This is a genomic window from Gelidibacter sp. (assembly GCF_035577925.1).
Lineage (GTDB): Bacteria > Bacteroidota > Bacteroidia > Flavobacteriales > Flavobacteriaceae > Gelidibacter.
Window position 1 is genome coordinate 1 of the sequence record NZ_DATJCY010000029.1, and the last position, 13885, is coordinate 13885.

8 protein-coding genes are annotated in these 13885 nt (G+C 36.7%); 2 read left to right on the forward strand and 6 right to left on the reverse strand.

Features of this window, described 5'->3' with window-relative positions; all coding sequences use genetic code 11:
- Window positions 1-436: 436 nt before the first annotated feature.
- Window positions 437-1474, reverse strand: a complete 1038-nt coding sequence (locus VNJ50_RS00765; RefSeq protein ID WP_325578099.1) for a glycosyltransferase family 2 protein — start codon at window positions 1472-1474, stop codon at window positions 437-439.
- 518 nt (window positions 1475-1992) lie between these two features.
- On the opposite strand from VNJ50_RS00765, the gene VNJ50_RS00770 reads away from it, so the two are divergent.
- Window positions 1993-2559: a hypothetical protein gene (locus VNJ50_RS00770; RefSeq protein ID WP_325578101.1), complete on the forward strand. Its 567-nt coding sequence runs from the start codon at window positions 1993-1995 to the stop codon at window positions 2557-2559.
- A gap of 159 nt (window positions 2560-2718) precedes the next feature.
- A complete protein-coding gene (locus VNJ50_RS00775; protein ID WP_325578103.1) occupies window positions 2719-4959 on the forward strand; it encodes an FUSC family protein in 2241 nt (746 codons plus the stop codon).
- A 128-nt stretch (window positions 4960-5087) separates the two neighbouring features.
- On the opposite strand, the gene VNJ50_RS00780 is transcribed toward VNJ50_RS00775, so the two are convergent.
- The 5 genes from VNJ50_RS00780 to VNJ50_RS00800 all read right to left on the reverse strand — a co-directional run.
- Window positions 5088-7139 (reverse strand): protein-disulfide reductase DsbD family protein, encoded by a 2052-nt coding sequence (locus tag VNJ50_RS00780; protein WP_325578105.1) that lies wholly within the window; start codon window positions 7137-7139, stop codon window positions 5088-5090.
- 254 nt (window positions 7140-7393) lie between these two features.
- Entirely contained in the window at window positions 7394-8713 is a 1320-nt protein-coding gene (locus VNJ50_RS00785; RefSeq protein WP_325578107.1) for a TolC family protein, read from the reverse strand.
- On the reverse strand, window positions 8700-11789 hold the full coding sequence (locus tag VNJ50_RS00790; protein WP_325578109.1) for an efflux RND transporter permease subunit: 3090 nt from the start codon (window positions 11787-11789) through the stop codon (window positions 8700-8702). The genes VNJ50_RS00785 and VNJ50_RS00790 overlap by 14 nt, the downstream gene beginning before the upstream one ends.
- A gap of 8 nt (window positions 11790-11797) precedes the next feature.
- Entirely contained in the window at window positions 11798-12856 is a 1059-nt protein-coding gene (locus tag VNJ50_RS00795; protein ID WP_325578111.1) for an efflux RND transporter periplasmic adaptor subunit, read from the reverse strand.
- A 262-nt stretch (window positions 12857-13118) separates the two neighbouring features.
- On the reverse strand, window positions 13119-13885 hold a 767-nt coding region (locus VNJ50_RS00800; RefSeq protein WP_414652845.1), incomplete at its 5' end, for a sodium:solute symporter family transporter.

Here is a 13885-nt window from a genome sequence, read left to right on the forward strand (position 1 = left end):
TAAGTGAAATGGCCATCTTGGTTATCGTCGTCGTCGCGCTTAGTACACGAATAATTTATGGTCAGTATCAAGACCATTAGTAAGGCTAATACTTTGCCTAGTATAGCTGTTGTTGTTTTCATAATTACAATTTTTTTAAGGTTTTTCTCTAAACCTACGAAATAATTCACTAATAACCAATAAGATAAACCTCTTTAGTGCTGATTTGAGCATTTAATGTAAAAACAGTACCAACCAATAAAATAAATGTAAAAACCTGTTTCATAATATTCTATCTTTTGAAAAAACTAAGGTGAAAAAATCATAACCGTGAAGTTTTAGTGTGTCATTCTCAATTGAGAGGTTTTCTTACGAACATTCAGGTTACCAAAGGATATAATCGCGCGGGAATGGGATTCCTCATAATAACAATTAAAGCAAAACCTACGCGTTATTTTTAATGGCGTTTAAGAATTGGATTGAGAATTTTGAAGAAAAAATAAAATCTCCTTTCTGTTTTTAAAAGATACACCAAGATTTGATACTTCAAGCCATTGTAGTCTTTTCCTAAAAGTGAATCTAACGGATAAGCATTTATTGCCCGCATTTCACGCATTCGCAATTTTACTTCCTCAAAAGCCATTGTAGATTTAAACATTCGTATCATTGAAAAAAACACGATTGCTTGCTGAATTGATTTAACCCGCGCAACACAATCAGGATTAATCGTTTTGTGTTCTAAAGATTTAACAATTGGTTCAAAATCCTTCGCCGCACTTTGCATGTCTCTGATAAATTTTAGATAATGGCTAGGTTCTTTTTTGTTCAAAATACTTTCTGGGTTTTTTCGATACCGATAGGCATTAAACTTAAGATGCGCAATTCTTTCTGCTCCTAAAAATGTTCTAACGTTAAATTCAGCATCCTCTAAAAAATGTCCTTCTAAATATCTTAACTCTAGGCGTTCTGCATATTCTCGATTTGTAAGATGAAAGCAAGATTCATTTCGATACGGATAATATGCCATATATTCTTCGCCAGACACAATTAAAGATAGCATTTGGTCATTTACAAAATCCTCTAAATTGATGTGGTCTAACGCCCGCTCATCATCTGAAGATTCAGATGAAAACATTGTAAATAAAAAAGTCAAAACGTCTAATTTATGGCGTTCGCAAGTGTCAACTAAAACATTTAAACTGTTAGGGATTAAATAATCGTCAGAATCGATAAAATAAATATACGTTCCTTGAGCGTGATCCATGCCACAATTTCTGGCACTACCTACGCCACCGTTCTTTTTATCAATTAATTTAATATGTTTATGCTTGTTAGCATAGTCTTGAACAATTGCTAAACTACCATCTGTGGATCCGTCGTTGACAACAATAATCTCATAGTCATTGAACTCAAAATTTTGATCCAATACACTATCTAAACATTGAGCAACATATTTATCAACATTATAAACGGGAATAACAACACTTAATTTCATACATATTCATATTCTACATTTTGAAATAACCAACTCATTACAAACTCATTAAGCAATGAGTCATAAAATAAATGAACGCTGAAATATTAATAGCATTTTATTTATCGTGGTAAGTTTAAGAACCTCCTTTTTAAAGTTCAAAAGCCACGTATCCGCCAATCAATGAAAGATTTAAAATTAAATCTTTTAATGAAATTTTCCTAACTTCATCACATTTATTAAAATTAAAACTTTTCGATAAAACCATCATTTTTCTTCCCATCCAAAAAACAATATTTATAATTGGCTTATTTTAGCATTTTATCTAAATAAATGAAACAAATTGACAATGAGAGATTTGTGTTTTGCGCTTTTTTTTGCGAAAGATGTTTTTCTGATTTTATAAAAAATTGGAATTAATAAAAAGCCCGTTAGCGAATGATTGTTTCAGGTTCATTGTCGAATTCTATGTAAGTCTCAAAAACGTATATATATGAAGTGCTTTTGCTCACCTAAAATTAAACACTTATATTAGAACCATGAAAAAACTTCTCTTTATTTTATTGGTGGTACCGTTCCATTTAATGGCTCAGGAGGCACCTGGTTCTGTCCAATTCTGGGAGACCTTAAAAAATCATTGTGGTAAATCTTATGAAGGCCAAATTGCATCCGGAGGAAAAGAAGGCGATGGTTTTACCGGCGAAAAACTAATCATGCATGTACGCGCTTGTAACGACAACGAAATCAGAATTCCGTTTTTTGTGGGCGATGACAAATCCCGAACTTGGGTTTTAACAATGAATGCCGATAATTTAATCCTTCTAAAACACGACCACCGCTTGAAAGATGGTTCGGAAGATGCGGTAACACAATATGGCGGACTCAGTCCAAACACAGGACTTCCTGGTATTCAATTTTTTCCCGCCGATCAATTTACAGCCGATTTGATTGGTTATGCCTCCAATAATGTGTGGTGGATAACTCTAGATGAAACTTCATTTACCTATAACCTCAGAAGAATAGGTTCGGACCGCTTATTTTCAGTAAAATTTGATTTAACCAAAGAAGTAAAATCCCCTGGCGCACCTTGGGGAAGTAAAGATTAACAGAATTATAATATCTAAAATAAAAGCCAACCATTTAAAACCATTTCTTTGTATGAAGTGGTTTTTTTATGCTCGTTAACCATGCTGCATAATTAAAATCATTGTACAACCTTATACACTTCATCAATTAATATACCTTTGTAAAACATTACAAAACCATTGAAAGCACAACTCAAAAACATCGAAATATTTTTAAAAAGTTCCCACTTTTACAAAGGCGTTAAATTAACTTTTGCCGTTGTAAGCCCGTTGGTTATCCTCAGTTATTTAGGCCTTTTTGAGTATTCACACCCCATTGTTATGGGCGCTTTTTTAAACGCTCCCGGCGATGTCCCTGGCAGTTTAAAACGAAAGGTCAATGCTATTTTAATCAGCACGGGGCTAACAATGATTATTACCGCAATCATCCTATTGTGCAAACCTTATATACCCATTTTACTCATCGCGCTTGCGATCATTTCGTTTTGTGTATCCTTAATTTCGGTTTACGGATTTAGAGCATCTATGGTCTCTTTTTCTGGACTTTTGGCAATGGTTCTAGCGTTTGCCGTTCAAAAAGAAACCGCCCATGATATTTTTATCCACGTACTGTTAATGGGTTGCGGCGGACTTTGGTATCTGTTGGTATCTTTTCTTTTTAGAAAACTAGCTCCAAAAAAGGATGAAATCCAGTTTTTATCAGACACTTTATCCCTTACCAGTGATTACCTAAAATTAAGAGCGCGTTTATTGACCAGACGTACAAAACGCCAACAACTCATGCAAGAGGCGTTTATTCTTCAAAATCATATCAACGAAAAACATGAAACTTTAAGAGAATTACTCTTACTGGAACGCAAACGCTCAGGCCGATCGTATTATGATGAAAAACACTTATTAATCCTTATTTCTGCCATTAATATTTTTGAACTAATTGAGGCCAAACACCTTGATTATGCCGAAATTGATCGGTTGTTTGCCGACAAGAAATACTTGAAAGCGTCCCGGAAATTGAATATGGTGATGAGCAAACATCTAAAAACTTTATCAGAAGTATTGATTCAAAATCATAAAGTACCTGATAATGATGCTTTATTAAATGCACTTTCAAAAACAAAAGATAATATAGCTCAATATCTTGAAGATATAGGTTTGCCAAAAGCGCGCGAAGGCGCATTAGTACTCAGAAATCTATATGATTATCAAGAACATATTTTTGAAGACATCACCGCCATCCATCGGGTGATGGCCAATGTTAATGAGGCTTCAAAAGTATCCTTAAAACGACAAAACAAAAGCCCGTTTTTAACACTTGAAGAATACCGTTTCAATGTTATCACAGAAAACCTGAGTTTCAGCTCAACACTTTTTCGACATTCATTACGATTGACCACAGCACTTTTGTTTGCTTTTATTTTAGGTACTTTATTGGACATTCAAAACACCTATTGGATCCTTCTGACGCTCATCGTCATTATGCGGCCTAATTACGGATTGACCAAAGAACGCTCAAAAGACCGAACCATCGGAACGCTCATTGGTGCCGCAGTTGCCATTGGCATTGTCCTGCTCACCCAAAACGTGGTCGTGTATTCGGTTTTGGCCATCATATCCCTAACCTTATCATTTGCATTGATACAACAAAATTATAAATCGGCGGCAGCTTTGATCACCATTAATATTGTTTTTGTGTATTCATTGATCAATCCTGATGCGTTTCAGGTCATTCAATATCGGGTTATTGATACACTGATTGGCGCCAGTATTGCCGTGGTTGCCAATTATACCTTATGGCCAAGTTGGGAAGCTTTAAATTTAAAAAATGTGCTTGTTGATGCTTTGAATAAAAACAGAAAATATCTTTTGGCGACCCAGCAATTGTATTATGACAAAAAAGAAAATGAGCTTAGCTATAAATTAGCACGAAAAGAAGCGTTTTTGGCTATCAGTAATTTGAATGCTGCTTTTCAAAGATTGACGCAAGATCCAAAATCCAAACAAAAAGAATTTCAGCTTATTTATGGTATGGTCACTTTAAACCAAACCATGGTTTCTGCTATTGCATCAATTGGAAGTTTTATCATTAACCATCAAACCACGCCCGCTTCAAAAGAATTTGATGCGCTAATTTTAAAAATTGCGAGTACGCTTCAAGTCTCTTGTTCAATTCTAGATAATGTCGATGCCATTGCTGAGGTCCATACCATGGATATCGAAAAAGCAAAGGAAAAATTATTGCAAACCTATCATAGCTTATCAAAAATGCGTGATGAAGCGATTGAAAAAGGCGAAACAACATTAGATATTGAAACCTTACATCATCTTCAGGAAGCTTATCTGATTTCCAATCAGTTGGTCTGGCTAAAAACACTTTCTGACAATCTTAAAAAAGCAAGTTTGAAGTACCGCAAATTATTATGACACTATTTAAATAAATCTGCGTCATTTACGATATTGTCGAAAATAAAAATAGATCAATTTAAGCCATAAAAAAACCACCTCAATCAAAATCGAAGTGGTTTTCATTTTTCAGAATCAATCCGTTAGTATTATTTTTGGAAGGCTTCTAACCCTTCCTTCATCCATTCAAAATACGCTTGTGCATCGGGTGTATAACCCACAGGATCATTTAAGTTTTCTTCATCATGGCCGATAAGCGCATAAAAAGGCTGGGTATTTGTTTTATAGCGGATGGTTTGGAATTCACTCCATTTCTGACCAATATATTTTAATTGCTTACCCGGTCGCAATTGCGATTCTACCACTTCATGATCTTCCAGTTTTCGTTTATCATCAACATATAAAGAAATCAAAACGACTTCATTCTTTAAGACATTCAGCACCTGATCATTAGGCCAAACGTGCTGTTCCATCTTTCTACAATTTACACAGGCCCATCCCGTAAAGTCCAACATCACCGGTTTACCAACGGATTTTGCATAAGCCATTCCCTTATCATAGTCATTGAATGCTAAAATTTGGTGTGGTGCCAAAAGATGTGCGCCGTCAGGAAGTTCTTGTGAATCATTGGAAACAAATCCGCCGCCGCCCGATTTGGAATAGCCAACGCCATAAGGCGATTCAGAATAATCTAATGGTGGTGGGAACGCGCTTATCAAATTAAGTGGCGCACCCCAAAGACCTGGAATCATATAAATCGTAAAACTCAACACCAATAATCCAAGACTTAATCGTCCAACAGAAATATGGGTCAATGGCGAATCATTTGGCAACTTGATTTTCCCGAAGAGATAAAAGGCCAACGCTCCAAAAATGGCAATCCAGATGGCGATAAATACCTCGCGCTCCAAGAAATGCAGTTGTAATACCAAATCGGCTTGTGATAAAAATTTAAAGGCAAATGCCAATTCTAAAAATCCTAAAACAACTTTTACGGTATTTAACCATCCGCCTGATTTTGGCAAAGAATTCATCCATCCCGGAAATGCTGCAAAAAGACCAAATGGCAATGCCAATGCCAATGAAAACCCAAGCATCCCAATCATTGGTGCAATACCGCCCGAGGTGGCAGAAAGCACAATAATATTACCTACAAAAGGTCCTGTACATGAAAATGAAACAATAGCTAACGCCAAAGCCATAAAAAAGATACCGGTATAACCGCCCTTATCTGCTTTACGATCAATTTTGTTGGCCCATGAATTGGGTAACATAATCTCAAAAGCCCCCAAAAATGATACCGCAAAAACAACAAGGATTATAAAGAACAACAAGTTAAAGGTTACGCTTGTAGAAAACTCATTAATGGCGCTCGCACCAAAAACAGCAACCACACCTGTACCAAGAATGACATAAATAATGATAATACAAACCCCATAGATAATTGCATTTTTGATACCCTGCGCTTTATTCTGACTTTGTTTGGTAAAGAAACTTACCGTCATTGGGATTAGCGGGAAAACGCAAGGCGTAAACAAAGCAATAAGTCCGGCACCGATACCTAAAATAAAAATGGTCCAAAGACCATTGGTATCAGCATCTTTATCCTCTTTGTTAAGAGCTACATTTTCTTTAACTACAGTATTGTTTGAAGCATCTGCAGCGTCATTATCTGTTGGAGCTTGAAAATTAATACCACTTTTATCGGCATCAGATGCGCTCGATGTCGTACTGCCATCGGCATTGGCTTTTGACAGATCAAACTCCAAATCGATGTAAGTTGGTGGTAAACATCTAATGTCATCACACACCATAAATTCCACTTCTCCTTTAACGATAGAAAGTTCTTTGTTGATAACTTTAATACGCTGTCTGAATTCGGCAGTATCTTCAAAAAACTTGATCATCATATTAAAAACCACATCATTGACCGTAACGCCATCTTCCTCAACAGTAGCACCTATAAGCTCGGCATCTTTACCGGTTTCGTAAATAAACGTGGTTGGAATTGGACCGTCCTCCGGGACAATTTGTGAATATAAATGCCAACCTCTATCAATGACGGCATTTGTAATAAGTTCATATTCGGTATCTGATATTTTTTTGACCGAAGTGGACCATTTCACAGGCTCTAAGACCTGAGCATTTGTGGTAAACGATGTTATGGAAAGCAGTAAAAAGCAAAGAAAAATATTTCTCATTTTGATGGTGTTAATTAGGCGATATTCACTATTTGAAACAGAAGAAAATCATGAATTTCAACTTCTCTTTCCACAAGACGTTTGAAATATAGAATGCCCTTATAATAAAATGTTAAACTATTTATTATTCGTAAAAATCAAGGTGCAAAGGTAAATAAAAGAAACGGGAAGCCATACAATTTAGATAGGTTGTGACAGGTTTAACAAAAATTTATACTGTCATTACTTATCAAATTATCAAACTGATTTTTGTATTATTGTAAGGTCAAACTACCAGCCAATTGTTTTAGAGTAACTTCTGATAATTTTGCTTGATATTTGGCATTGCTCAAGCGCAGACTTGCATTGATATAATTGAGTTGTGCTGTTCTGAATTCAATGGTCGGAATGGTTCCAATCTTAAATTTAGCCAAGGTAATATTTAAATTTTCTTTGGCAATTTCTGCATTACTAGTTTCCAAATCGATTAAACTCAAATTGGTTAAATACGTCTGAAACGCCATGTTTAACTGTGTTTTTATCGTTTGGGTCTGTTGTTCTATGGCAATGGCCGTATTGTCTATTTGAAGTTTGGCCTTTTTCTCATTTCTATTTTGATTGGATCCGTTAAAAATATCAATAGTGGCCGCAAAACCATAGCTCCAACCTTGGGCATTGTTTTTTGTTGTAAATCCCAAACTCGATTCCGAATCGCTAAAATTATATCCGGTTGTTGCCGAAATCCTCGGATAACGATTTCCTTTGATTTGCTTCAATTGCAATTCCGAAATACGTTTATTAATCAGTTGCGCCTGCAATTCGGGGTTTTGATTGGCGGCTAAACGCTCCAATTCATCCAATTGTAAATTGGTAACAATCATCACCTCATCACTCACTTTAAAATCGATATTTGAATCGCGCGCCATTATTTCATTCAACCGAATTTTAGTATTGATGTACAGCTCTTTTTGTCTTATATACAATGTTTTATCGGTATTAAAATCAACTTGGGCATTGAGTACTTCCAATTTGGAGGCCTTACCTATTTTATAGCGATTATCGGCCAGTTCAACACGTTGATCAGAAATGACCAAGGTACTATCCAAAGCCACTAATTGCTGCTGTTGTTGCACCAAATCATAATACGTAATCATCACCTCGCTAACACGATTTAACAGCGTACTTTGCAATTGGGCCTTGCCAAGCTGTTCAAGTTCTTTAAGTTGGTCATAGCGTGCAAACATACTCAAACCGTCAAAAATGGTCCAGTCCAATCCTACACCATAACTAAGGTTATTGTTTTTGGCATTGTCCAATTCAATAACATTGCCATCCGATCGTGTTTGAGAAATATTTTGGATGCTATTATTTGTAGATGCCTGAGCAAAAACACGAGGAAGCATACCAGCATAACCAGGACTGACACTAAGTGAATCCTCCTTGAGCGTATTTCTTGACAAACGGATGTCATAATTATTTTCTAAAGTAATTTCTACCGCTTCTTCAAGTGTTAACAAGTGCTGTGCGTGGGTTTCAAAAGTAAAAAACCCTATATAGATACCGAGATATATTGACCAATATTTATAGCTTACCATAACTCTCAATTTTATCAAATTCTGGATGGTGTTTGCGCTCGCGTGACCACATCATATAAATAGCTGGAATAATGAACAACGTTAAAACAAGTGAAAACAAAGTACCTCCAATAATAACCACTCCCATCCCGATACGGCTTACAGAAGCTGCACCAAGTGATAGGGCAATGGGCAGTGCACCCAAAGCAATCGTTAAACTGGTCATCAAAATTGGTCGTAATCGTGCTACTGCAGCTTTCTCAATAGCCTCATGTTTGGGCATGCCTTCTTCTCGAAGTTGATTGGCAAATTCTACAATCAAAATACCATTTTTAGTTACCAATCCAATAAGCATAATCGTACCAATCTGACTGAAAATATTCCAGGTCTGTCCAAACAGCCAAAGTGAAAACAGCGCTCCTGCTACGGCCATTGGAACGGTTAAAATAATCACAAACGGATCGATAAAACTTTCAAATTGTGCAGCTAAAATTAAGAAAATGAGCAATAATGCCAATCCAAAAGCAAACATGGTATTAGAGCTACTCTCTACAAAATCACGAGATTCCCCACCCAAATCGGTTGAAAAAGAATCGTCCAAAACTTGTGCCTTAATACTTTCCATAGCTTCAATACCATCACCAATACTCATTCCTGGAGCCAAACTTGCAGATACAGTGGCCGACATATAACGGTTGTTATGATACAATTGTGGCGGACTGCTATGCTCTTCAGTAGTCACCAAATTATCCATTTGAATCAATTGCCCTTTATCATTCTTAACGTACATCGATTTAAGGTCCATCGGCTCATTACGATCTTTTTTATCAAACTGACCGATCACTTGGTATTGTTTTCCATTCATCATGAAATATCCAAAACGCTGTCCGCTTAACGATAGCTGAAGTGTTTGTGCAACATCCAGAACCGAAACACCTAAACTTTTTGCTTTATTCCGATCAATAGTCACATAAATTTCGGGTTTATTGAATTTTAAGTTGACATCGGTATTGGCAAAAACAGGATGATTTTCGGCCGCTTCCATAAACTCTGGAATCTTTTCTTGAAGCTTCTCAAAATTCGGTGCCTGGATAATATACTGAATAGGCATTCCTCCTCGCCTATTTACGGCAATTGTTGGCGTTTCAGAAACATTGACACGCGCATTTTCATAACCTCTGGTCCATCGGGTTAAATCTTCGGCAATTTCTTTTTGCGTTCGGTCACGTTCACTCGGATCAACCAACGAAATTGTGGCACGGCCACTATTTACTGATGATGAGCCAAAACCTGGTGAAGTAATTACTAAACTTACTTTTTTCTCTGGAATGGAATCATTGATCAAATCTGTGATTTCATCCATAAACCGATCCATATAATCAAACGAAGCACCTTCGGGCGCGGTGACATTTAGCCCAATATAACTACGGTCATCATAAGGTGCAGTTTCCTTTTGGAGCAAGCTATAAAACAAGCCGATCATGACCAGACAAACCACCAAAATCGGGAAACTTAGCCATTTTTTAGTCATGAATTTACCTAATGAATTGGCATAGGAATTATTCATTTTAACAAAATAACGTTCGGTAAAATTATAGAATTTAGAACGTTTTTGCTTTCCTGGCCGCATCATATAGGCATTTAACATAGGTGTCAATGTCAAAGAAACAAACGCCGAAATCATAACGGCAGAGGCAATGACTACACCAAATTCCCTAAACAATCGTCCAACAAAACCTTCAAGGAAAATAACAGGCAAAAACACTGCAGCCAAAGTGACCGAAATAGAAATAACTGCAAAGAATATTTCATTGGAACCTTTAATGGCCGCTTCAATAGGCGACATGCCTTCCTCAACTTTTTTATAGATATTTTCGGTCACCACAATACCATCGTCCACCACCAAACCTGTGGCCAACACAATTGCCAAAAGGGTTAACACATTAATTGAAAACCCAAACAACCACATGATAAAAAACGTAGAAATTAAAGAGACAGGAATATCAACGAGCGGACGCATGGCCATGGACCAGTTTCTGAAAAACAGATAGATGACCAAAATCACCAAAACCACAGAAATCAGTAAAGTTTCTACCACCTCGGTGATGGCACGCTTTACAAACAACGTGTCATCAATAACGACATTAAGTTTAAAATCGGCAGGTAAATCTTCTTTTAATCGGTCAAATTCTTTGTAAAAATCTTCGGCAATGGCTACATAATTGGTTCCTGGCTGCGGTATAATTGCTAATGAAATCATGGGTTGGCCAGAATCGCTCAACTTGGTTTCCATGTTTTCTGCTTCCAAAGTAGCATTCCCGATATCACTAAAACGTACCACTTTTGCGCCATCGGCAGAAATGATAATATCATTAAATTCTTGTTCTGTTGATAAGTTTCCAATGGTTTTTACGCTCAACTCAGTATTGGCTCCTGTTAACTTCCCCGAAGGCAACTCTACATTTTGCGTTAAAAGTGCTTGTCTTACTTCGGCAACAGTCACACCATAAGATGCCAATTTTAAAGGGTCAATCCATAAACGCATGGCGTAACGACGCTGCCCCCAAATTTGCACACTACTAACTCCTGGAATAGTTTGCAAACGTTGTACAAGGACATTATCGGCATAATCGGTAAGTTCAAGAATGTTTTTATTATCACTTTGAACGGTCATGGAAATAATAGCACGCGAATCGGCATCAGCTTTTGAAACCACAGGTGCTGCATCAATATCCTGAGGCAAACTTCTAATGGCCTGCGACACTTTATCACGCACATCGTTGGCAGCTTCCTCAAGATCTTTATCAAGATTAAATTCGATATTGATCCTGCTAGAACCTTGGTTACTTGAGGACGTTATATTTCGGATGCCATCGATACCGTTAATTGCTTTTTCAAGAGGTTCTGTAATTTGCGATTCGATAATATCGGCATTGGCACCAGCATAATTGGTACTTACCGAAATTTGTGCCGGATCAATGGATGGAAACTCCCGAACGCCAAGATACGTAAAACCAATAAACCCAAAAAGCATGATGGTCAAATTCATCACGATGGTCAGTACTGGGCGCTTAATACTTAAGGTAGATAAACTCATTGGTTTAATTAATTCTTTAAATTTACTTTTACTGCGGTACCGTTTTTAAGTGACATCACGCCCGAAGTTAAAATAGTGTCACCTACTTTAAGCCCCGAAAGCACACGAACGTCAGTAGCCGTTCTGGCACCAGTTTCGACAATAACTTCTTTAGCTTTTCCATCTTGTGTAATGAATATTTTCTTTCCATTTTGTATCGGAATTAAAGCTTCGGTAGGCACTAGCAATGCATCATTCACCACTTCTAGCGGCATAACAACATTAGCAAAAGTTCCGGGATATAGTTTGCCATCTTTATTTTCGGCAATAGCCCTCATCTTTAAAGTTCTTGTTGCGATATCAACCTGGGGTTCAATGGCATAAATTTTAGCAATGTGTTCTTCTTGCGAATTGGATGTTGTGAAAGTCAGAGAATTACCAACTTTCATTTGCGAAGCATACTTTTCAGGAATAGCAAAGGTCAACTTCAATTGACTGGTATTAACCAAGTTTGCAATGGTCGTTGCCGGCGTCACATAAGTTCCTTTAGAGATTGAGCGCAGGCCGATGGTTCCTGAAAATGGCGCGCGTACTGTAGTTTTTGATAATTGTGCGGCAATCAACTCCGATTCTGCACGCGTAGATTCAAGATTGGCATTAGCAATATCAAAATCCTCTTGACTGATGGCATGTTTTTCCAATAAAAGTTTGGCACGTCTTTGATTTTCTGAGGCCAGTTCTTCAGCTGTTTTTACTTTAGATAATTGCGCACGAAGTTCAATATCATTAACGTTAAAAAGAACTTGACCTTTTGAAACTTTTGAGCCTTCTTCAAAATTAATATTTTCTATAATTCCAGAAACCTCACTTCTCAGCTCAATTTCTTCATTGGCTTCCAAAGTTCCTGAAAGATTAATATTGTCGGCAAATCTTTGGGCTTTTAAAATTTGCCCTTCAACCCCCATAATACTGACGGTCCGTTTTGCACTTTGAAGTTTACTCTTTTCTGAATTTTCACTAATTCTATATACAATAAGGGCAATTATTCCACATATAATAAGCGTGAAAAAAATATGTCTTTTTTTCATTAAGCGGTAGTTTATTAGGTTAAGGAAATCCTCTTGTTACAAATCTAATTTTTAAATCCTAAAACCGTCAAACGATAAGATTTTTTTAACAAACTTTAAGATAATTATAGGCTTCTTGAATTGTATAGCGTCATTTATTTAACTATAAAAACACGTTTCTAGCAAATTCTTGTTTGATGTCTTTTGCAGTTTTTGACGATTGCAACAATAGCATATCTATTTTAGGAAAAACATGAGTAATTATGATGATAAAACTTCGTAATTACTTCATCATTTCTCTTTTAATATCATCTACATTATCAAACTCAGCATCAATAACAGCATCTGGTTTATAGGTGAGTTTTGACACCACGACATGTGTTATAAACGACAATACAAACCCTGGAATCAACTCATACCAATCTTTGAAAGGATGATCAAAATAAATCCAGATCAGAACGGTAAATCCGCCTACTAACATTCCTGCAAGCGCTCCAGCTTTACTGGATTTTTTATACAATAAAGAAAGAAGTATCAGTGGGCCAAAAGCGGCACCAAAACCAGCCCAAGCATTTCCCACCAAATTTAAAATACTATCGCGAGGCTGTAATGACAATGCCAAAGCTATCACCGCAACAACCAAAACAGATACTCGGCTAGCAACCAACAAATTTTTTGGAGTAGCTTTAGGTTTAATAAACGCTTTGTAAATATCCTCGGTCAAGGAACTTGAAGTTACTAAAAGTTGTGATGAAATAGTACTCATCACCGCTGCCAAAATTGCAGACAAAAGAAATCCACCAACCAAAGGATGAAACAAAGTTCTTGAAAAATAAATGAAAATCGTTTCAGCTTCACGGTTGGAACCATCAAAAACAACCATGGTTGTTTGATCAAATTTCATAAGGTATGCAATACCGATCAAGCCGATGCTCAAAGCCCCAAATACGGTTAAAACCATCCATGAGATACCTATATTTTTGGCTTTAATCAAATCCTTTGGCTTATCAATGGCCATAAAGCGCACCAAAATATGAGGTTGTCCAAAAT

Excerpts from the sequence above, each read along its gene's own strand:
- VNJ50_RS00765 (WP_325578099.1), bottom strand. The coding sequence starts at position 1,474 with ATGAAATTAAGTGTTGTTATTCCCGTTTATAATGTTGATAAATATGTT.
- VNJ50_RS00770 (WP_325578101.1), top strand. The coding sequence starts at position 1,993 with ATGAAAAAACTTCTCTTTATTTTATTGGTGGTACCGTTCCATTTAATG.
- VNJ50_RS00780 (WP_325578105.1), bottom strand. The coding sequence starts at position 7,139 with ATGAGAAATATTTTTCTTTGCTTTTTACTGCTTTCCATAACATCGTTT.
- VNJ50_RS00785 (WP_325578107.1), bottom strand. The coding sequence starts at position 8,713 with ATGGTAAGCTATAAATATTGGTCAATATATCTCGGTATCTATATAGGG.
- VNJ50_RS00790 (WP_325578109.1), bottom strand. The coding sequence starts at position 11,789 with ATGAGTTTATCTACCTTAAGTATTAAGCGCCCAGTACTGACCATCGTG.
- VNJ50_RS00795 (WP_325578111.1), bottom strand. The coding sequence starts at position 12,856 with ATGAAAAAAAGACATATTTTTTTCACGCTTATTATATGTGGAATAATT.